The organism is Niastella caeni (assembly GCF_004834005.1).
Lineage (GTDB): Bacteria > Bacteroidota > Bacteroidia > Chitinophagales > Chitinophagaceae > Niastella > Niastella caeni.
The window spans coordinates 1,896,429-1,918,445 of record NZ_STFF01000001.1; the positions used below are offsets into that span (position 1 = coordinate 1,896,429).

Annotated in this window: 19 protein-coding genes; 7 read left to right on the forward strand and 12 right to left on the reverse strand. The window is 43.1% G+C overall.

Going from position 1 to position 22,017, the window contains the following annotated elements; genetic code table 11:
* Positions 1 to 40: 40 nt before the first annotated feature.
* The 3 genes from FAM09_RS07680 (at position 41) to FAM09_RS07690 (ending at position 1,641) form a co-directional block, all read left to right on the forward strand.
* Positions 41 to 475, forward strand: coding sequence for a DUF1761 domain-containing protein (locus FAM09_RS07680; RefSeq protein WP_136576459.1), 435 nt, complete (start codon positions 41 to 43; stop codon positions 473 to 475).
* Positions 476 to 661: 186 nt separating this feature from the next.
* Positions 662 to 1,057 (forward strand): VOC family protein, encoded by a 396-nt coding sequence (locus FAM09_RS07685; RefSeq protein ID WP_136576460.1) that lies wholly within the window; start codon positions 662 to 664, stop codon positions 1,055 to 1,057.
* An 83-nt stretch (positions 1,058 to 1,140) separates the two neighbouring features.
* Entirely contained in the window at positions 1,141 to 1,641 is a 501-nt protein-coding gene (locus tag FAM09_RS07690; protein WP_136576461.1) for an SRPBCC family protein, read from the forward strand.
* 538 nt (positions 1,642 to 2,179) lie between these two features.
* On the opposite strand, the gene FAM09_RS07695 is transcribed toward FAM09_RS07690, so the two are convergent.
* Positions 2,180 to 2,761: a DUF1579 domain-containing protein gene (locus FAM09_RS07695; RefSeq protein ID WP_136576462.1), complete on the reverse strand. Its 582-nt coding sequence runs from the start codon at positions 2,759 to 2,761 to the stop codon at positions 2,180 to 2,182.
* A gap of 163 nt (positions 2,762 to 2,924) precedes the next feature.
* Between FAM09_RS07695 and FAM09_RS07700 the strand changes: the two genes are divergently transcribed.
* On the forward strand, positions 2,925 to 3,407 hold the full coding sequence (locus FAM09_RS07700; RefSeq protein ID WP_136576463.1) for a DUF6265 family protein: 483 nt from the start codon (positions 2,925 to 2,927) through the stop codon (positions 3,405 to 3,407).
* Between the two features lie 16 nt (positions 3,408 to 3,423).
* On the opposite strand, the gene FAM09_RS07705 is transcribed toward FAM09_RS07700, so the two are convergent.
* The 6 genes from FAM09_RS07705 to FAM09_RS07730 all read right to left on the reverse strand — a co-directional run bounded on the left by FAM09_RS07705 (position 3,424) and on the right by FAM09_RS07730 (position 10,187).
* Positions 3,424 to 4,515 carry an amidohydrolase family protein gene (locus FAM09_RS07705; protein ID WP_136576464.1) on the reverse strand — a complete coding sequence of 364 codons (1,092 nt, stop codon included), beginning with the start codon at positions 4,513 to 4,515 and terminating at the stop codon, positions 3,424 to 3,426.
* A gap of 132 nt (positions 4,516 to 4,647) precedes the next feature.
* On the reverse strand, positions 4,648 to 5,601 hold the full coding sequence (locus FAM09_RS07710; protein WP_136576465.1) for a 1-phosphofructokinase family hexose kinase: 954 nt from the start codon (positions 5,599 to 5,601) through the stop codon (positions 4,648 to 4,650).
* Positions 5,602 to 5,627: 26 nt separating this feature from the next.
* Positions 5,628 to 6,269 (reverse strand): DsbA family protein, encoded by a 642-nt coding sequence (locus FAM09_RS07715; RefSeq protein WP_136576466.1) that lies wholly within the window; start codon positions 6,267 to 6,269, stop codon positions 5,628 to 5,630.
* Positions 6,270 to 6,379: 110 nt separating this feature from the next.
* A complete protein-coding gene (locus FAM09_RS07720; RefSeq protein WP_136576467.1) occupies positions 6,380 to 6,889 on the reverse strand; it encodes a hypothetical protein in 510 nt (169 codons plus the stop codon).
* Positions 6,890 to 7,001: 112 nt separating this feature from the next.
* Positions 7,002 to 7,583: a GNAT family N-acetyltransferase gene (locus FAM09_RS07725; RefSeq protein WP_136576468.1), complete on the reverse strand. Its 582-nt coding sequence runs from the start codon at positions 7,581 to 7,583 to the stop codon at positions 7,002 to 7,004.
* 138 nt (positions 7,584 to 7,721) lie between these two features.
* Complete coding sequence (locus FAM09_RS07730) at positions 7,722 to 10,187, reverse strand: hypothetical protein (protein WP_136576469.1); 2,466 nt, start codon at positions 10,185 to 10,187, stop codon at positions 7,722 to 7,724.
* Positions 10,188 to 10,572: 385 nt separating this feature from the next.
* On the opposite strand from FAM09_RS07730, the gene tmk reads away from it, so the two are divergent.
* Positions 10,573 to 11,205, forward strand: coding sequence for a dTMP kinase (gene tmk, locus FAM09_RS07735; protein WP_136576470.1), 633 nt, complete (start codon positions 10,573 to 10,575; stop codon positions 11,203 to 11,205).
* Between the two features lie 55 nt (positions 11,206 to 11,260).
* Here the strand turns inward: tmk and polA are convergent, their stop codons facing one another.
* The 4 genes from polA to FAM09_RS07755 all read right to left on the reverse strand — a co-directional run bounded on the left by polA (position 11,261) and on the right by FAM09_RS07755 (position 17,371).
* A complete protein-coding gene (gene polA / locus FAM09_RS07740; RefSeq protein WP_136576471.1) occupies positions 11,261 to 14,125 on the reverse strand; it encodes a DNA polymerase I in 2,865 nt (954 codons plus the stop codon).
* 184 nt (positions 14,126 to 14,309) lie between these two features.
* Positions 14,310 to 14,489 carry a hypothetical protein gene (locus FAM09_RS07745; RefSeq protein ID WP_136576472.1) on the reverse strand — a complete coding sequence of 60 codons (180 nt, stop codon included), beginning with the start codon at positions 14,487 to 14,489 and terminating at the stop codon, positions 14,310 to 14,312.
* A 115-nt stretch (positions 14,490 to 14,604) separates the two neighbouring features.
* Entirely contained in the window at positions 14,605 to 16,644 is a 2,040-nt protein-coding gene (gene uvrB, locus FAM09_RS07750; protein WP_136576473.1) for an excinuclease ABC subunit UvrB, read from the reverse strand.
* 274 nt (positions 16,645 to 16,918) lie between these two features.
* Positions 16,919 to 17,371 carry a methylglyoxal synthase gene (locus FAM09_RS07755; RefSeq protein ID WP_136576474.1) on the reverse strand — a complete coding sequence of 151 codons (453 nt, stop codon included), beginning with the start codon at positions 17,369 to 17,371 and terminating at the stop codon, positions 16,919 to 16,921.
* Positions 17,372 to 17,532: 161 nt separating this feature from the next.
* Between FAM09_RS07755 and FAM09_RS07760 the strand changes: the two genes are divergently transcribed.
* Entirely contained in the window at positions 17,533 to 18,159 is a 627-nt protein-coding gene (locus FAM09_RS07760; protein WP_136576475.1) for a T9SS type A sorting domain-containing protein, read from the forward strand.
* A gap of 532 nt (positions 18,160 to 18,691) precedes the next feature.
* Here the strand turns inward: FAM09_RS07760 and recA are convergent.
* Positions 18,692 to 19,693, reverse strand: coding sequence for a recombinase RecA (gene recA, locus FAM09_RS07765; RefSeq protein WP_136576476.1), 1,002 nt, complete (start codon positions 19,691 to 19,693; stop codon positions 18,692 to 18,694).
* 1,170 nt (positions 19,694 to 20,863) lie between these two features.
* Here recA and FAM09_RS07770 point away from each other — a divergent pair.
* Positions 20,864 to 21,730: an OmpA family protein gene (locus tag FAM09_RS07770; RefSeq protein WP_136576477.1), complete on the forward strand. Its 867-nt coding sequence runs from the start codon at positions 20,864 to 20,866 to the stop codon at positions 21,728 to 21,730.
* The last annotated feature ends 287 nt before the right edge of the window (positions 21,731 to 22,017 follow it).

The following is a 22,017-nucleotide window of genomic DNA, read 5'->3' on the forward strand; positions in this document are numbered from 1 at the left end:
CTGCTTCATACCTGACGGGTTTTACAAAAATTATTTGCTTATGACAATGCCACTGATAAACTGGTGGGCGGTGTTAGTTGCCGGTATCTCTGCTTTTGTAGTAGGCGGTATCTGGTACTCGCCCGGTCTTTTTGGTAAAGCCTGGATGAAGGATAACAATTTTACTGAAGAACAAATAAGAAAAGGCGGTAACAAAGGAAAGATCTTTGGCTTTACGCTTATTTTCTCCCTGCTGATGGCAGTAAACCTCGCTATGTTCCTTTCTCCGGCAGCAGATTGCCCGCCTCAATGTGCACCCAAACCCGATGTGGCCTGGGGTGCTACCGCTGGTTTTCTCGCCGGCATCTGGACCTTCTGCGCTATTGCTATTCATAGTTTGTTTGAATTAAAACCCTGGCGATTGATCTTTATTAATGGGTTTTATAGTGTTGTGGCATTAGTGCTGATGGGCGCCATCATCGGGGCCTGGCGATAGAAAAGTGGAGGTATGGCAACAACTGTTTTAGTTAGCCAATATATAACAACCGTATAGCCATGAAAAAACCCTGAGGGTTGTTGAGCATATTAATTGCTTTATTAGGTGTGGCACACTTTGTTAAGCCGATCCATGTAAGCGTGCCACACCTTATTAATTATTATTAACGCTTAAAATCGCCGCTTTATGACCAGTGCAATTAGTTGGTTTGAAATTCCTGTTCTTGATCTTAACCGGGCACAACAATTTTATGAAGCCATATTGGGTGTTCAGTTAATTCCTATGGACGACTTTCCAAATATTAAAATGCGCATGTTCCCTATCGATGATCCTATGACTGGTATTGGAGGTGCACTCGTGCATACGGGCGACAGTTTTTTTAAACCTTCTTCAACCGAAGGGCCGCTGATCTATTTAAATGCTAATCCCGATGTACAACGGGTGTTGGATAAAGTAGAAGCAGCCGGCGGAAAAGTGATCATACCCAAAACGGAGATCTCTCCCGAGTATGGCCATATGGGTGTTTTTATTGATAGTGAAGGCAATCGCATTGGGATACATTCCGTGCCGGCCATGAAGTGATTGAACTGTCATTTTTTTGTTTGGGAGATCACAGGTTTACAGCCCGGGATGTTCCCAACATGCGATAATTAAAATGTAAGCGTATGTCGACTATTGACTGGAGCCGGTTTGTAACGCGCATTAATGTAAGTGCGCCTATAGAAACCTTGTACCTTGCCTGGGCAACGCGTGCAGGTATGGAAAGCTGGTTTGTTCGCTTGAGTGAATACAGGAATAATGATGGAAAAGAAAGGGCCGCAGAAGAACAGGTAATTGTAGGCGATACCTATAAATGGTTGTGGCACGGCTATTCAGATGAAGCTGTTGAACATGGGCAAATACTTGATCTGAACAATAAAGATTATTTCAAATTCAGTTTTGGCAAAGCGGGTATTTGCTCGGTGAACATAAGACCAGAAGAAGGTGAGCATATTGTGGAATTGATACAGGAAGACATTCCGATTGATGAACAGGGAAAGCTCAATTTTCATGTTGGCTGCAAAACCGGCTGGACGTTTTACCTGGCTAACCTGAAATCGATTGTTGAGGGAGGTATCGATTTGCGAAATAAGAATGTGAAGCTGAAGCAGGTATTGAATAGCTGATCTTCAATAAACTACATCCAGAAAGGGCGTTTATATACCAGTCCCGGGGTTTAAAAACTCCGGGACTTTTGTTTTGAGCCTGTTAACCGGGTATTTATAGCGACCATTTCGCCCTGCTTCCCTGTACGCATAAAATCGTAAATCAAATCGCTTGGTTTTTCAGGGTTATGACCTGTGACACTTTTGGGTTCGGAGTGGAACTTTAACTGGAATCACAGGGACCTCATAGGGACCTAACAGGGACTTCACAGGGACCTCACAGGGACCTCACAGGGATTTTATCCTTATGAGGTCCCTGTTTGGTCCGGGTTAATACCTTGTTTGGCAAAGTAAAAAACAAGTAAGGCTCTTGTAAAACCCACAGCAGGTTAGGATTTGACTTTTTGAAATTGAGCAAACAGGGGCCAACTAAAAAGGCCTTCCGCCGCGCGTGGCTCACCCTGCTTTAGTGCATAAAATAAGGGTGAGCCAACCTTAAGAGGCGGACCCACCCTTGCATACCTGACTTTTTAGTCAACCCAGGGCGCTATTGTAAGAATTATTTTGCCCTGGTGAATATAATTTCCATGGTCTTGAATTCCTTGCCATCCTGCGTCATAAACATTTCCAGTTTTTGTGTATTGTCGTTAACTACATTAAAAGTTTGTCTTACATCCATTTCTTTTCCTGTCATTGGGTCGGTTGTTTTTCCCTTTAAAGTAGCGGTTTTGGTAGCATTGTCCCAGGGACCTTCCATATACATAATACCGGTTCCCATGTTATCGATCCAGGTACTGATAAACATTTTACGGGCATTGTCCCAGGCTAAAGTGCCCTGGCCTTCAAAAGGCTGGCCCATCATTACACCGGAATGAGTGCTTTGCTGATACCTTCCACCCATAATCATTTTATTTACACAAGTTGCGGTACTTTTGGTTGGCGGAGCTCCCGGTTGCATCCAGAACGTTAGGTCCTCTTTCCATTTTCCATCCCATTTTGCAATCATTTTATGTACGTCGCCAGGGGTCATGTAGGCACTCCATGCTTTCATCATTGAATCCTGCTGTGTTTGTTGCGCACTGGCCGTAAAACTGTTGATTATAAACAGAACGGCAGAGGCCATAGTAACAAGCTTTTTCATATCTGTTAGTTTTTGTTAAAGATAAAGGATCAAAAAAAGTACCAATATGTGTAAGCTGATAAATATCAATTAATACCGGATGAAGCGGGAATGCGCGCAGACGAAAAAGAAAGAAAGCAACATGTCTTTTTGTAATTTCATAAGCTATACTAAAAACCGGCATATGAAAAAATGGGTTACTACTATATGGTTGTTGCTGATATTATTGAATGTGTCGAAAGCGCAACCGGGTTTTTCGAACAGGGAATTCAAGCCGCTGCATAAACTAACCGGTTTATGGAAAATGGATTCACAACGCGGTGCTATATACGAAGAGTGGGAGGTAAAGAACGATAAAGAATTGCTTGGCCGCAGTTATAAAATCAGGAACAACGACACCGTACTGCTTGAAAACGTAATTATTTCTTTGCAGGGCGATGCTATTTTTTACACGCCGGTTGTGCAGGACCAGAACAATCGGCAGCCGGTTCTTTTCAAGTTGATATCCTGCAATAACAACCGCTATGTGTTTGAAAACAAAGAGCATGATTTTCCGCAGCGGGTAATTTATGACCTGGCTTCAGCAAACGATTTGCGCGCCCGAATTGAGGGCAGCAAGAATGGAAAGGAAATGGGGTCAGATTTTAATTATACACGGGTGAAATAGGAAGAAATGCCACTAGTTATTCTGGAAATTGCGATTTATCAATGTTAGGTATAATGCGCAAGGCGTTTTTGTAATATACTTTCTTCAGAATAGCATCGGGCAATCCCATGCCATACATGGCCCAGAAGGCGTGGTATTTTTTGTGATAAGGAAAATACTCATCTTCTGTTTCCAGCACCCTGAAGTAAGTGGCATATTCTTCAGGTACCCAGCTATCTTTTCCAAATAAGATCCGGTCCTGGTATTTTTCAAAGAACTGTCGGGCCATGCGGGGTTGCCGGCCCAGTTCTGCAATCACAGCGCCAAACTCCACACACACATTTGGCATGTCGTTTAATAATTGTCCAAGCTTGGTGAGGTTGTTTGGATACCAGCCAAAGTGCGCGGCAATAAATGTGGTGCGGCTGTGTTTTTTAAACATGCGGTGTTGTTCTTCTATCAGGATCTCCCAGGGGGCAGGATCGGTATCACTTCTTTTTCTGGCGGGGTGTGAAGTAATTTCCAGCCAGCGTTCGTTGTGTTCATCTTCGGGCTCCCAAAAAGGTTTGGGATCGGCGGTATGAATGAGGACGGGAATTTTTAATTCACCACATTTAGCCCAAATGGCATCGAGCCGGGGATCATCTACGGTGACGCGTTTGCCGGAATTGTCTTTTACAGAAAGTCCGAGGTTTTTAAAGATCTTCAATCCGTTGGCGCCGTACTTAACATCTTCTTCCAATTGTTTAACGGCTTTTTCCGTCCAGCCCGGTTCGCCAATGCCGTTAAAACTGATATTGGCAAAAACTATAAATCGTTTGGGACTGGTTGAACGAATATTGTCGATTTTGTTTTGAAGCCGGTTGCCATTGTCGCCACTGAGGTTTACCATCACCGCCATGTTTAATTTATCCATTTCTTTTTCCAGGCTTTTGAGGTCTGATGCAGACATGCCTCGCTGGTGATTGTGTACATCGATAAATGGAAAACGGGCGCGGCCTGTTTTATGTTCCGGAACCACAAGCGTAGAAGTGGGCGTGTATTTTTCAAAATCCATGTGTGCGGAAGTCTGGGCAATGGCAGATTGAAGTATTAGTAAGGAACCGGCAATGATGAATAACTTCCTCATACAAATAATTTCCACCAAATTAGGAGCAATTGGTAAGAATGAAAAACCGACTATATAAAAAGAATGAAGAATAAAAAATGAAAAACAGAGAAATGAAAAAGGTAAATAAAGCCTTATTGCCACGTTGCCTTTTTAGTCGAGGTTCATTTTATATTTATCCGCATATTTATTTATCCATTCATACAGGCGGTATACATCGTCTTTTTTGAATAATTGTGTGCCGGGGTTCATGGTGGCAGCGGTTCCGCAGGCAACGCCAAACCGCACCGTTTCTGATAATGATTTTCCCTGAGCCATCATCCATACCATGCCGGCTACCATACTATCGCCAGCTCCTACGGTACTTTGCTTTTTTACGGTTGGCGTAGGCACATGCTCGCATCCTTCGCGGGTAACCAACAAAGCACCTGACGGCCCCATAGAAACTACCATCACTTCGCACCTGCCTTCCTTAATGACCTCCATTGCTGCATCATCTACTTCATTCAATTCAAGATGCTCCCTGCCTACCAATGCACACAGTTCACTTAAATTGGGTTTCAGCAAATACACACCTTCTTTGGCGGCCAACTGCAAAGGTTTTCCTGATGTGTCAATGATGTACCGCGCATTTAACTGCTTTACCACTCTGGCCAACTGTCCAAAAAAGTCCTCTGGCAAACCGGGTGGCAAGCTGCCGCTGGCGATTATAATTGATGGCCGGGGTTGCAATTGTTGTAATATGTCGAAGCAGGTGTGTGCTTCCTTTTCAGTAAGCGACGCTCCCGGCATTACAAAGCGGAATTGAGAATTGGTATCCGTTTCGCGCACAACAATATTTTCACGGGTCTCATGTGCAACGGGAAGACATTTAAAATTGATCTGTTGTGCTGTAAGATAGTTTTCGATGAGTTTACCATTCATACCACCTGATGGGAAAATGGCCAGGGATTCGCCGCCTAATTCTTTTATGGCCTTGCTTACATTAATGCCGCCGCCCCCTGCCTCGGTAATGAGTTCACTGCAACGCATTTTCTTCTCCGGTACCAGTTTATTAACTGAGGTACTTTTGTCAACCGCGGGGTTCATGGTAATGGTAACAATCATGGGCTGATTTTTGAATGCCTGAAAATTTATTCCTGTAACGCGCTTTCTATCCGCTGCTTCAATACGTCATACGTTGTATAACCTGATGCCAGCATAACGAATTTCGATTCATTTACCTGCAATAATACTGCCGGGTATCCTTTTACCTGCAGTTGTTTACACAGGTCAAATTCATACTGTGCTTTTTCTTTATAAGCCGGGTCTTTCACCAGTTTATAAAACGCATCGGCAGGTATTGCATATTTCTCCAACAAATGCCGGTAGGCCTCATCATCGCACAAGTCGCGCCCTTCATATTGCAATGCATATTGCAGATCGGCTGCAAACGCTACCTGTTTATCGGGATGATATTCTTTAAACACACACATGGCAATGGCCGGCTTTTCTGAATCAGGGAACCAGTCGCTCCTATCAGGGTTTTTAATATGCCATAGAAAATCTTCCCCAAAGGTAACGCCTGTATGTTCGGTTACTGTTTTGCAATTGTTTAAAAAGTAACCGGCCATCAAACTTATTGGCTTTGGTGATTCGGGAAGGATCATTCCACCCGAAAGCACTTCAAATTGTACTTTATCCCTGAAGTCCGTTGCTATTTGCAACATAACCCCACTAAACCCATAACACCAGTTACAATACGCATCGTAACAATAAAAGATTACTGGCTCCATAATAATGTGAAATTACGTCGTTCTTGTGAATATCAAAATAAAAACGGCTATCTATGCGGTTCACAGATAGCCGTTTACGATAGTTGTAAATTTATAATTTCTTTTCTGCCTTATTTTTTACGTTTCCTGTAAATAAGAATGGCTTCTTCCGTTGTATTGGCGCTGCTTTTAACCAGGCCTTTTAACGTGAGTATATTTTCATCAACACCGATCACTACAAATACTTTCGCATCATTACCTGTTACATCATTCAGTTTTAAAACAGTGGGTCTTCTTTCATCTACTACTCTTTTTCCCAGTTCATATTTCACTTCTTTTACCAACTCTTCTTTAAGGTTCCATTTATAGGTTTTTACTTCGTTGGTGCATCCGCTCTTGTTGGAGCCATAATAGGTTTTTGCATTGTAATCTGGTAACAACTCAATTTGCTGATCTTTTCTGCATTCATCAAATTCCCAAAAGGCATCTGAAGAACGATAACCATCTTTATTGAGATCAACAGGGCGTTTAAATTTTACTGATTGTAATACCCACAAACCCGTAAACTGCGAAGTATCGTACTGGGCGTAGAGTGTGTAAATGAATAAAAAAAGAATACAAGAAGCTAAAATTCGTTTCATAGTATAAGATTAAGGGTATAATTCACAGAAACGATTTTCTGTAAATAGAACGCCGAAAGATCAAAAATATTTCTCTAAAATCGAAATGTTTGCTTAAAAAAAACTATAGCAATTATTTATTAATCAATCCTTCAAGCAACGTTTTTGTGAGTGGCCATTCTGGCTGAATAATACTATACACAATCGTATTGCGGAATGTTCCATCGTCATTTTTGCGGTGGCATCGTAAGAGTCCTTCTTTAATGCCGCCGATCTTTTCAATGGCTTTTTGTGACCGGTGATTGGCTTCTCTTGTTTTGAATTCTACCCGCATGATATTCTGTCTTTCAAAACATTGGGCCAATAGTAAATATTTACTTTCTATGTTAACCTTTGTACCCCAAACAATTGGTGATAACCAGGTAGGGCCGATCTCAAGTTGTTGATTAACCGCATCAATATTTAAAAAGCCCGTGCTTCCACAAATCACCTGGTTTGCTTTGTTCCGTATAACATACGTTAGCTGTTGTTCCTTAAGATTTTTCTCCTGCAATTTTTTTATAAAAATCCCGAACGACCAATTGTTAGTTATGTTATAAGGCAGGTTTTTCCAGATCCTTTCATCTAAGGCAATTGACGCTAACCCTGTAATATGATCATCGGTTAACCTTTCAAGATCAATGTAACGACCGCCTATGAATTGTTCAAATTGCATGCAATTGTTATGTGTGTTTGAGCTTTATTTTGTACATCGTTGCATAATACCCAATCAGGGGATGGTTCTTTCTGCACGATAAAAAAAATCCTCCCGGTTTAACCGGGAGGATTGCAAAATATATTTTATAGGATCAAATTAGAAAACCCTTCTGCCACGGCCGCCACCTCCACCAGAAGAACCGCCGCCATTATTATTGTTTCCGCCGGAAGGTCTTGAAAAGCCGCCACCATTACCACCGCCGTTGTGGCGAGGTTCAATATTTCGTGGCGCTGAAATATTACCCTGGGGAGCCGGCCGGCTTTGTTGCTGCTGGAAGCCGCGGTTACCACCAAAGCTACCTCTGTTACCATTTGATGATGGTTCGTACGCGCGTTGTTGTGGAGCGCGGTTCTCAAAGCGATTTCCGCCGGGTTGATCAAAGCCTCTTACCGGTTGCCTTTGCGGTTGCTGTACCCGGTCGTTTTGAGGGTTTGGAATGTTGTTGTTATTGTTATTATTCCAATTGCGGTAACCATTAGAAGGATTGGTTATTCTCTCCCGATTCTGCGGTTGTACAACAACTCTGTCTGAACTTCCCGGGCTTCTCCAATCCCTGCTATTTCCACTGGCCGGGTTCGTACGTTGCCGGTTATACATGCCGTTCTGTTGATTGAAATTTCTGCTGTTGTCAATTCGTTGATTGTCAAAATTGCGACTATCATTATTGAACCGGCTACTGTTGTTAGCAACATCCATCCGGCGATTATTACCGCCATAGCGGTTACCTCTATCAGGTGCATAGCGGCGGGGATTATCCCTGCTTACAATACCGCCCCGGTTGCGATATATATTGGTATTGTTATAATAATTATTAATAACTGTTACGTTGTTGTATTGACGATATGATCTGTAGCTGTTATAACCATAGTAACCACCCCGGTAATAATAAGAAGGGCCGTAATAACAGGGGCGATAAACGCGTGGTCCCCACCAGCCGCCATAACCCCAATAACCCCAGGGATTACCAAAGCCTATGCTTACATTAAACCAATCGTAACCAAACCCAAGGCCAAATCCCCAACCGAACCAGGGATTGTAACGGATGCCAAAACCCCAGGTATAAGGACGTGCATAGTAGTAATGGCCGTACCAGGGCCGGTAGTAATAACCGGTTCCATATACTACAGTTGGTCCATATACATACGCATTCAAATAACCCGGCGTATAACCCATATAAACATAATCGGGCGTTACATCATAGATGTCCACATACTTCATGTAGTATACGGGGTAACGGGGTGGAATAAGTGCTACGGCATAAGGACGGTTTACGCAAACTACCCAGGGGCCTACTGCATTGTACGATTCGAACCAGATACCATTATCAACGCAATAGTACCGGCCCCGCCAGCGAATTACCGATACCGGCGTATTGGTAGCATAATACATATCGGTTCCATCAATAGCTTCAAATTGAGGGTCGCCATCATAATCAACATCTGCACGTACTTTACTGCGTTCTACTTTGGCGGTCTGGGGTATTTGTGCTTCGGCAATGGCATCCTGCGCTTCTTCGGTTCCGGCTACACTGGCCAGCACATTGTCTTTAGGTGATCCTTTAGGAATTTTGGCGAAATCGGCGGGTAACTTATCTGCCGCTACATACTGCCAGCTACCGCTGAGGGTTTTGGAGCGGAACCAACGTCCAGACAACAACACATAATACTGTTGTGAATTGATGTCCATGAAAATATCGTTCTCAGAGTTAGACACATACAGTAATCCAGTTCCCTGCATCGCTGCAAAATTGGCTTCACCTTTCGACTGGATCAATTCTGCGGGCTCGGTGGTCACTACAATATTGTAAATGGTATTTTCGTCTGTTTCTTTTCCTTCTTCCGGATTTTTTTTATCAGCTTCTTTGATCGCAGCTTCTATTTTGTCAAGGTTGGAAGGAATATCGGTGATGAGCTTGAATGGACCGGTTGCTGCGGGCGCTGTATACCAGTGCTTACCACCATATAAGTAGAACTTGCTGTCACGGTTTTTTATAAGAACAAAAGGTGTATTAACAACCGCCTCAACACCCCAGTCTTTGTTGGCCTGCAGTTTAGGCGTACCGTCTATTGAAACCAGGATAGAAGGAACATTGGTATAAATAACTTTAGGCGGCGTGTTGCTGATCTGGTTGGCCAGACTGGTTTGCTGTTTATTCAGATCCAGGGACGATTGCAGCTCGCTTTGTGCAAAAGAAATGTTCCAGGATGGAACTTTTTCTTCAATGGTATTGGCGATGCTTTCCAGCTTATCGTCGTTGGTTTCGCCGGGGAGCTTGATGTTGTTGATATAAATGGATTTAACCTGTACCTGCTGGCCCTGGGTTTCCGTAGTGGCTTTTAACCAGGCTACGCCAAACACCGGTTCCGATTTGCCATTTTCCAATACAGAAATAGCGGCATGTGCCTGTAAGGTGTTATCAGCAAACGATTCGGGTTGCCATTGATACAACTTAATGATGGTGCCTTCGGAAGTTGTTGCTGTTTTGGGCCAGTTTTCCTGGGCCATAACATAGTGAGTGATCATGCTACCCACCAAAACGGCCACCAGTGTAAAGATCTTCATATAGGGAAGTTTATATTTTTAGAAAAATCCATTACGGGGAATTCTTACTTTAATTTACTACCATTCGACGGCAGTTTTAGTTAGGGGTTTGTAAATATCCCAACATTGACAAAATATTAGACAAAACAAGTGTTAAAGGGGTGGTTTTTGCGATTAAATTAATGAGTTTTTAACAGGACGGTTGTTGCAGAATTGGAATCTTACGTGAGGTTACCAGTTACCGGTTTTCTGGGGTTTTAATTCCATGATTAATGCTTAATATTATGCATACTGCCAGTACAAGCATTTGCGCTTGTTAACTTCCTGAACTTGTCAACTCATCAACGGCAAGCCTTCAAACTTGCACCTATTTGATCTTTTACGTGTATTTTTGGGCGACTTAGATATGAAAAAGCGGAATAACCTATTTATTGCCCTGGAAGGAATTGACGGAAGCGGTAAAAGCACCCAAACAAAACTGTTGACCGAACAATTAACCAGTCAGGGGCATAAAGTATACAGCACCTTTGAGCCTACAGATAACCCCATTGGTAAATTGATCAGGAATATCTTAAAGGGTAATACGAAAGCCGATCACCGGATCATAGCCGGTTTGTTTGTAGCGGATCGTTTAGATCATTTGTTGAATGAAGAGAATGGCATTGTTAAAAAACTGGAAGAAGGCTTTACGGTGATCACCGACCGGTATTGTTTTTCATCTTACGCTTACCAGGGCACACATATGAGTATGGATTGGGTGATACAAGCCAACTCCATGAGCGCCGATATTCTACGACCCGATATCAATATATTCATAGACGTTGCCCCCGAAACAAGTATACAACGCCTGCACGCCAACCGGGATAACATTGAACTGTTCGAAACGCTCGATAACCTGAAACTGGTGAGAGCAAAATATATGGAAGCGTTTGAAAAATTAAAGGCAGTAGAGCATATTGTTATTGTTGATGGCAATCGTTCTCCAGACTTAATCGCTAAAGATATCTGGCAGCAGGTGCAGTCAATGATGGTGCAATAAAAAAACAGTAACCGAATTACAGTTACTGTTTTTATAAGGAAATTTTCAATTTGTATCAATGTGCTTCCAGCCAGTTTATGCCTGAACCTATTTCAGCTTCAACAGGCACTTCATTGGGTAAGGGCAGCGCCGACCGCATACATTCGAGAATGATGGGTTTGATAGTTTCTATTTCTTCCTGTACCGCATCAAACACCAATTCGTCATGCACCTGAAGGATCATTTTTGATTGGAATTTATGCTTGCGGAATTCGTGATAGATCTTAACCATCGCCAGTTTGATCATATCTGCCGCCGTACCCTGAATGGGTGAGTTAATGGCGTTTCGTTCTGCAAACCCGCGTACGGTAAAGTTGGAAGAATTAATGTCGCGCAACCAGCGTTTACGGCCCATGATCGTTTGCACAAAACCATTTTCACGGGCGAAATTGATGGTATCATCCATATACTTCTGGATGCCAAAAAACTGCTTTTTATAATTGTCAATGATCTCTTTGGCTTCTGTGCGGCTGATACCGAGGTTATCAGCCAATCCAAACGCGCCCTGTCCGTAGATGATGCCAAAGTTTACACTTTTGGCTTTGTAACGTTGTTCTTTGGTAACGGCTGATTCTTCTACCCCATACACTTTTGCTGCTGTGGCGGTGTGAATATCCACGCCTTTTTTAAATGCTTCGCACATGGCAGGATCGCCGCTGATGCCGGCAACAATGCGTAATTCAATTTGCGAATAGTCGGCGGAGATCAACACGCGGTTGCTATCGCGCGGTATAAATGCTTTACGAATTTCGCGGCCTCTTTCTGTGCGAATAGGAATGTTCTGCAGGTTGGGGTTATTGCTTGCCAACCGGCCTGTTACGGCCACCGCCTGGGCATAGGAAGTATGCACGCGACCAGTTTTACGGTTGATCAGTTCGGGCAACGAATCAACGTATGTTGATTTGAGTTTGGTAAGTTCCCTGAACACCAGGATGTCTTCTACAATCTTGTTCTGATGCGCGAGTTTCATCAACACATCTTCGCCCGTTGCGTATTGACCGGTTTTTGTTTTTTTGGCTTTGGGATCAAGTTGCAGTTTTTCGAAAAGCACTTCGCCTAACTGGCGGGGTGAAGCGAGGTTGAATTTAATGCCGGCTTGCTTGTACACACTGTCTTCTGCCACCGCCGCTTCGCGTTCCAGCTCTTTTGAATACTCACGCAGAAAATCCACATCCACTTTTACGCCTTCATATTCCATATCCATCAACACTTTTGCCAATGGGTTTTCTACTTCGTGAAATACTTTTTCTACTTCGCGGCTTTTTATGAGCGGGGCGAGCACCTGTTTTAACTGCAAAGTAATATCAGCGTCTTCTGCCGCGTAGTCGCTTATCTTCTCTATAGCAACATCGCGCATGTTCAACTGGTTCTTACCTTTTTTACCTATCAGCTCTTCTATTGGTACCGGTTCATATCCCAAAAAGCGGGCGCTGAGCATATCCATACTGCGTTTACCATCGGGTTCTATTACATAATGCGCAAGCATGGTATCGAAGGTTTCGCCCTTTAATTCGTAGCCATACCATTTCAAAACCAGCATGTCGTATTTCAGGTTCTGGCCAATCCACAAAACTTCTTTTTTATTGAAGACGGGTTCGAAGTGCTTTAAGAGTTTATGTGTTGCTTCCTGATCGGCGGGACAAGGAATGTAATACGCTTCACCTGGTTTGAACGAAAAGCTCATACCTACCAATTCCACATCATTGGCATCCATGCCAGTGGTTTCGGTATCGAAGCAGATCTCTTTTTCTTCCAGCAATTCTTTTACGAGGCTATTAATAGCGGCTTCTTCCTGAATAGTGCGGTATTGATGCGCAGTATTGTGAATGTTTTTTCCGGCGGCGGGAACTACTTCCTCTTCCTGTGCACCCCCTTCTTCTGTGCTTTCTGTTTTTGGCGCTTTTGCTTCCGGTTTTGCTTTTCCGGTTTCTACCACATTTCCAAACAAATCGGTTTGCACTCCTTGTGGCACTGCCCCCGGCACGATCGTTATCTCTTCACCCAGGATGCGTTTGGCAACCGTTTTAAATTCCAGTTCTATAAATACTTCTTTCAACAGCTCGCGGTTCCATTCTTTCAGACGGAAATCTTCTTCATGAAACTCTATAGGCACATTGGTAATTATGGTAGCCAGTTTTTTAGAAAGAATTGCGGCGTTCTTTCCATTGCGAACCTTTTCTCCCAACGCACCTTTTATTTTGTCTGCATTTTCCAGCACATTTTCCAGGGTACCATATTCGTTCAACAGTTTCGCCGCCGTTTTTTCACCTACACCGGCTATGCCCGGGATATTATCCACTGCATCGCCCATTAACCCAAGGATATCGATCACCTGGTGCACTTCTTTGATATTCCATTTTTCACAAACTTCTTTAGCGCCCAGAATTTCTGCATCGCCACCCTGGTAACCAGGCTTGTATATTTTTATGTTGCCGTCTACCAACTGACCATAATCTTTATCGGGCGTAACCATATATACCTGGTAGCCTGCGGCCGCGCCTTGTTTACTCAAAGTGCCAATAACGTCGTCGGCTTCGTACCCATCTACTTCAAGAACCGGGATGTTAAAACCGCGAATAATTCTTTTTATATCGGGAATAGCTGCCATCAGGTCTTCGGGCGCATCCTGGCGGTTGGCTTTGTAATCGGTGAATTCGGTATGCCGTTCGGTTGGCGCCTGCGTATCAAAACAAACAGCCATGTGCGTTGGACGTTGGTTATTGATGAGGTCGAGCAGGGTATTGATGAAACCAAATTGTGCGTTGGTGTTTTTGCCTTTTGATGTTATGCGGGGATTGCGGATAAGGGCATAGTAGGCACGAAAGATGAGTGCCAGGGCGTCGAGCAAAAATACTTTCTTGTCTGTTGATTGATTCTCCATATAGTTCCTCCAATTAAAATTCTCAATGCCCCGAAGTTAGGAACTATGAAGCTTAAAAAGACGGTTAATTAGCCCATCGGCCCGATAGTTATATCGGTATAACACCCGATGGCTAATTAACCTAATATGGAGTTTCATTCACCCGTTAATGCAGGTGTATGAAGAATAATTAATGTATCCGGATTTACTTCTTTGAATATGACGAAGCATTGCCAGGTGCCGTTTTTGCAGACACTGCATGTGCAGTTTGGTCAGCTTGCGGCATGGGTTCATCTTTTGAAAAAGCAACCAGGTAAATAGCAAATGCCAGAATGGTAAATGCAAACAGGTTGAACAAACGACGGCGCAGACGACGGGCTCTCATGGCTTTAAAAAGATATTGGGTTTAGGGGTTGATTTCTAACGCATTAAAAACGGGGGTATGTGGAAAATATTATGTTATACCTAAAGAAATTTCAAATCAAAAAAACACAAGATGCCTACGCCTTCATTTCCTGCAACTGCTTTTGCAATGAAAACATTTCGTCGCGTAAGCGCGCGGCTTCCATAAAATCCAGGTCACGGGCGGCTTTCTCCATTTCTTTTTTGGTTTTGGCAATCGCCTTTTCCATTTGCGGAATGGTTTGATAAACGGTTTGCTCTTCTGCCGCCGTGGTAACGAGTTCTTCATTCGGCGCCAATGCATATGGGTTGGCAGGATCGTACCCTTTTATATCCAATACGGAGGTTTGGGCAAATACCTGGTCGCGCGATTTCTTAACCGTCTTAGGCGTTATTCCATTTAACGTGTTGTGTGCAATTTGTTTTTCGCGGCGGCGATTGGTTTCATCGATGGTCCGTTGCATACTTTCCGTCATCTTGTCTGCATAAAAGATCACCAGACCGTCAACGTTACGGGCAGCGCGGCCGGCCGTTTGGGTCAGCGATTTTTCATTACGCAGAAAGCCTTCTTTATCGGCATCGAGAATGGCTACCAGCGATACTTCCGGCAGGTCGAGCCCTTCACGCAACAGGTTCACACCAACCAGCACATCAATTTCTCCGAGTCGCAGCTGGCGCAAGATCTCCACCCGTTCCAGGGTATCTACTTCGCTGTGAATGTATTTCGATTTGATATTGATGCGGTGCAGGTACTTATCCATTTCTTCCGCCATACGTTTGGTAAGGGTGGTTACCAGTACGCGGTCACCTTTCTTCACCCGTTTATCAATTTCATCTAACAGGTCATCGATCTGGTTCACGCTGGGGCGAATTTCAATGGGCGGATCTAACAACCCGGTTGGTCGTACCACCTGTTCAACCACTATGCCACCTGTTTTCTCCAACTCATAATCGCCGGGTGTGGCAGAAACAAATATGGTTTGATCGAGCAGGGACTCGAACTCGTGAAAATTCAGCGGCCGGTTATCCAGCGCCGATGGCAACCGGAAACCATAATCAACCAACACCAGTTTACGGCTTCTGTCGCCGCCATACATTCCACTTACCTGCGGAACGGTTTGGTGGCTTTCATCTATCACGCACAAAAAGTCTTTTGGGAAATAATCCAGCAGGCAGAATGGCCGGGTGCCGGGGTGGCGGCGGTCAAAGAAGCGCGAGTAGTTTTCTACCCCATTACAATAACCCAGTTCACGGATCATCTCCACATCGTAATTCACCCGTTCGTTGAGGCGTTGCGCCTCTATAAATTTTCCAACGCTTTTAAAGTAATTAACCTGGGCGGCGGATTCATCCTGTATTTCGTGAAGGATCTGTTGGATCATGTCTTTCGGCGCCAGGTACAGGTTGGCCGGAAAGATGGCGGCATTTTCCACCATACTGATCCGTTTATTGGTCTTGATGTCCAGGCTTTCGATGGTCTCAATTTCATCGCCGAAGAAAGTGATGCGGTAACCAAAGTCAACGTACGGCAGGTTGATATCTACCGTATCGCCCTGCACCCTGAAGTTGCCCCGGTTGAAGTCGCCCTGGCTACGCATGTACAGAGAATTAACGAGGGCGTGCAAAAAGCCCTGGCGGGAAATCACCTGTCCCTGGTGAATGCGGATGATCCCGTTCTCGAATTCGGCCGGGTTACCGATACCATATATACAGCTCACGGAGGCCACCACAATAATATCCCGGCGGCCACTAAGCAATTCGGTGGTTGCCTGCAGGCGCAGTTTATCCAGTTCTTCATTGATACTCAAGTCCTTCTCTATATATGTATCGCTGACGGGCATATAGGCCTCGGGCTGGTAATAATCATAATAACTAACAAAATACCCAACGGCATTTTCCGGGAAGAATTGTTTGAATTCTCCGTACAACTGGGCCACCAGTGTTTTGTTGTGGGTAAGCACCAGGGTAGGTTTTTGAACCTGCTGAATAACATTGGCGATGGTGAACGTTTTGCCAGAACCGGTTACCCCAAGCAAGGTTTGATATTTTTCGCCATCGCGCAGGCCTGCTGTAAGCTGGCGAATGGCCTCCGGCTGGTCGCCGGCTGGTTGATATGGAGCGAATAATTTAAAAGCCATAGATTTCTACCTCTACACAAATTTACCGTATAGACCCTTTCCAAAGTTGTTGAGCTTTGGAAAGGGTGACGTTTATTTAAAACGATTTTGACTTTTAAAGGTTCAGAAATTTAGCTGAACCCTGATATGTATTTGGATGACCCTGCCTGGATGAACCGTTGCAAGTTTATAACATGTTCCCGGGAGCGCCAGGTGAGCGCTGGATAAGGTGCGATATAAATAATCGGGTAAAGTTGTGCGTACTGCTGTATTCGCGCGGTGACTATAATAAACGTTAAATTTTCCGGTTCAGGTAAGTCGTATAGTCAGGGATGTTGGCCATATATTCTTCACTCATTAACGGTGAGGTAAGTATGAAATCGGCTGTAGCCCGGTCGTTGGCAACAATACAGTTCCAGGCAATGGCTACCCGCAAAAGCGCTTTTACATCACTGTCGTGCGGTTGTGCTTCCATGGGGTCCCAGAAAAAGATCAGTACGTCGATATCGCCACTGGCAATGAGAGCGCCAATTTGTTGGTCGCCACCCAAAGGCCCGCTGAGTAAGGATTTCACGGGACGGTCCAGACTATTCTCCAACAATTTACCGGTAGTTCCGGTTGCTAAAAGCTCATGCCGGGCTAATACTGTTTTATTAAACTCTGCCCATTCTATCAGGTCTTTTTTCTTGTTGTCGTGCGCTACCAAAGCAATGCGTTTACGGGCGTTTAATTTTCTAACTCTTAGCATAAACTTGTGTTCTTAGTTATTTGTGTATATGGAACAAGGTAATTGACTTTTGAAAAACTTTAACTGCTCACAACGAATTTTATTAGCGACATCAACGTTTTCCACATTCGGGCATAGTAATTGTTAATACTGAAGTTCTTGATTTTGACCCATTAAATTCAATGAAGAAAGGCGTACTGGTATATTTAATATGCCTGCTTGTATATGTATGTACAGCGCAGGAAGGCACGATGGTTCCTCCATCGGCTAACATCTTTCCTATAGATACCTCTGTTGCTATTACTAATCTTTCTTTGAACATTATCGAAAACGCACGGGTTGTTTTAAACTGGAAACAGCCGGAAGATACCACATTTACATTTGCTGTTATAGAAAGAAGCAGTGGCGGTCGCAATTTTGAAGTAGTAGCTGTATTAAAGCAATCTGAGATAAAACCCGAAAATGAATGGATTGATGATGCTCCGGCCAAAGGTCGTAGTTTGTACCGGGTCCGTTTTTCTGGTAAAGACGGGCAGCCTGGATTCTCAAAATCAGCAGAGGCTTTGATTGCGGGTGATATTTCTTTTCGTTTTTATCCCAACCCGGTTGATAATATATTGATCATTCGATCTGAGAGTTTGCTCGATGTGCAGATTGTTGATGCCGTGGGCAAGCAACGGGTTAGTATTAACAACCTGCAAGGGCTTCAAACCATCAATGTAAGTGCACTTGAAAAAGGAATTTATTTTCTGCGGATAAACAATCATACAACTGGTCTTCTTACCCAGGAAAAACTGCTAAAGAATTAAAGAAAGGAATGAAGAATGCCTGCTCAACCGATAATAGCAGGGTTTATGGTCATCCATTTCAAAATGTCAATAACTTTCCTGTTTCGTATCCCCACTATTGAACGCTGTGCTGTGTTATAATATATAGTAAATTGGTTTACTGTACATTATAGACATAAAGGATGCATGTATTTATACGGAAAAACAGGTATTAAAAGCACCAATTACCTTGGTGTTTTTACTATTACCACAAAATGGTATTGCAGATATCAGAATTCAACACTATTTTTACCTCGGTTTTTCATAGGATATTGGATTTTAAAAGCGGGGTTGAATTTCTATTCAGACCCCTTTTTTATTTTATACAACTGCCATACTAACCAACCCGATATATATCACTTACATAAAGAGTTTGTTGCAAAAAAAATCGTCCCGGGAAACCGGGACGATTTACTTACTAACCCATATAATTCAACTGAACCTATTATTATCAGCAACTGTGCGTAATACCCGTTTTATTTGAGGGGGGTACTACGTGGCTGCTGTATAACTATCAAGCTTGTTGCATTTCTTTGATCTTTTCCCTGATCTTCGTTTCAATTTCATTTGACAGTTCAGGATTGTCGATCAGTAATTGTTTAACAGCATCTCGTCCCTGGCCGAGTTTGTTGGAGTCATAGCTGAACCAGCTTCCGCTTTTGTTTACGATTCCCAGTTCAACGCCCATATCCAGTATTTCACCGGTTTTTGAAACACCTTCGCCAAACACGATATCGAATTCTGCGGCACGGAAAGGAGGAGCTACTTTATTTTTTACCACTTTTACTTTAACGCGGTTACCGATGGCTTCATCACCGTCTTTAATTTGTGCTGTGCGGCGAATATCCAAACGAACCGATGCGTAGAACTTCAGCGCATTACCACCGGTAGTTGTTTCGGGGTTACCGAACATTACACCGATCTTTTCACGCAACTGGTTAATAAAAATGCAAATGGTATTTGTTTTATTAATGGTAGCGGTGAGCTTACGAAGGGCCTGCGACATAAGGCGGGCCTGTAAACCCATTTTGCTGTCACCCATTTCACCTTCCAGTTCGCCTTTAGGTACCAGGGCGGCCACAGAGTCGATCACTACTACATCGAGGGCGCCTGATAATATAAGACGGTCAGCTATTTCAAGGGCCTGCTCACCGTAATCAGGTTGAGAGATAAGCAGGTTATCTACGTCTACTCCCAGTTTTCTGGCGTACAGGCTGTCAAAAGCGTGTTCCGCGTCAATTATAGCGCACATACCGCCTTTTTTCTGTGCTTCGGCAATAACATGTATTGCAATAGTTGTTTTACCGGAAGACTCAGGTCCGTAGATCTCAACAATACGGCCTTTGGGTAAACCGCCAACGCCGAGGGCTGAATCAAGGCCAATGGAGCCGGTGGAGATCACTTCGATAGGATCCTGTGACTTTTCGTTCATCATCATCACACTGCCCTTACCGAAGTCTTTTTCGATTTTATCTATAGTAAGCTTGAGCGCTTTTGCTTTTTCGTTCTCTGCCATAATGGGTTGTTTTTAGTTCTTTCAAATTTACCGATTGCCAAATGTAGAGAAAATTATATTATCAACACTAATTATTTTAGTATTTGTGCACTAATTATTTTGGTGAGGGGGATGGGGGTTACCGGTTACCTGTACCGGTTGCCAGGTAGCAGGTACAAGTTTCAGGTTACAAATTGCAGGGGGAAGGCATAGATTGGAGAGACTGAATGTGTGATATTAGTTGGGGGGTTCGCGAATTAAAGCCGTAACAAAACAAAAAACCCTGCCAGCGCGACTTAGCAGGGTTACCCACATGAAATTTCTGAGAAAACTACTTCAGGAAAAGGCAATGGCTGAAACCATGTGGGGACTAAACAAAGTGACAATAATTCCTGATACCAATCAATACCACTTAGTGGTATTTTTTAGTCACGGCCTGTGTTTATAGAATTATACATTTTAACCTATCCTCAATATAGAAGGCATTATAATGACAATCTGCCAATTATAGATTACAAGCAGAAAATTTTTCATGTATGCATTGGGACCCTGCCGCCAGTAAAAATTGCAGCTAATTGCGGGGAACTAACAAACAAAATGGTAGTTTTCCATTGAAGGGTAAATTAAAAGATTATATCCTGGATATATTTAAACAGCGCTTCTTAAAGAGGCAGTGACAACAGAAAACGCTTCGGAAGGAGAAACCCGGTAAATAGCTAAAGTATTTTGTTAAAGATGTCAGAAATCAGAGAAGCGAATGGGTTAAAAATAAAGGAGAAAAACAGCATTGCTTTTTTTTGTGATCGGGTTTGTGATCTTTGGAAAGTGTTTAATACGCACGTACTATGTATAGCGTTTGTAACTAAACGTAAGTAAAAACAGTCTTTTGATTGTTGCGATAATGTAGATATATAATTAATTTTCTTTAAGGGCATCCATACATGACTATACCGGCCCATGAGGTGGTTGCATCTGTTAAAAAAATATTGTCACTTTTTTCATTGTAGCACCGGTTAGCAAAAAAAATTTATTAAAACGATCTTAAATTCCTGTTTTATACAAATTTACCTGCATGTTAATTGGTTTGATCAATACCTTTGCGGCTGCCAGGCACAATACTTGCGTTAGGGGGCAATAATGGGTGATGATGGAGAGGAGGTGTTTGGTTAAATAATTAAAACAACATAAAATATGAAATGTAAACAGGTGTTATTTACAGGACTTTCTTCTCTGTTACTTTTTTCATGTGTTAGCTCAAAAAAATATAAAGGCGAAGTAGCAAAGTATGAACAATTGAATGGTAACTATATCAAGTTGCAGGGTGATCTGAAGAGCTGCGAGGATGCAAAAGCAGAATATGCCCGCAATAAAGCTTCCCTGGAAAGTGAAATTGACAACCTGAAAAAGCAAAACGACTTTTTAAAGCAAAACAATACACAGGCTTTGAAACAACTGCAAGACCTGTCAGTTATTTCTTCATCGCAAGCCGAGAGCATAAAAAAATCTCTGGACAATATTGGTGCAAAAGATGCCTATATCCAGGATCTGCAGGCTTCTATGGCGCGTAAAGATTCTTTGAACATGGCCCTGGTGATGAACCTGAAAGGCGCTATTGGTAACCTGGCCGATGAGGATATCAATATTAAAGTTGACAAAGGCGTAGTATACATCGATATTTCTGACAAGCTGTTGTTCACCAGCGGTAGCTATGTTATTACCGATAAAGCAAAAGAAGTATTGGGTAAAGTGGCCAAAGTGTTAAAGAACCAACCTGATATTGAATTTATGGTAGAGGGTCATACCGATAATGTAAAATTTGCTAAAGGGGTATTGCTCGACAACTGGGACCTGAGTGTGCATCGTGCTACAGCAGTGGTTCGTGTACTGCAAAACCAGTATGGATTACCGCCTGCTCATATAGCCGCCGCTGGCCGGGGTGAATATTTACCGGTAGCACCAAACGATACCCCTGCAGGCCGCGCCGCCAATCGCAGAACAAGGATCGTGATCTTACCGCAATTGGATCAGTTCTTTAAATTGCTTGAAACCAAGAAATAAAGGGTAATCTCAATAAATCTATCAATAAGAGGCTGTATCGAATGATGCAGCCTTTTTTTATTCGTGTACGGAATGGCGGAAGGTAATTTGAGGCTCCCGTTATTGTACGGCTATTGTATTAAGTGATTTTACCTAATAATTATCGAATGATGTTTAATTTTAATCAACAAAACCGCTATTATTTTCCCAATCCCTGTGAATGCGATAATTTGTTTGTCCATTGATCATTTTTTCAGGTGCGATTCGTTTGAATAAAGAATCCCTGCGGAAATTTTCCTGACCGGTAG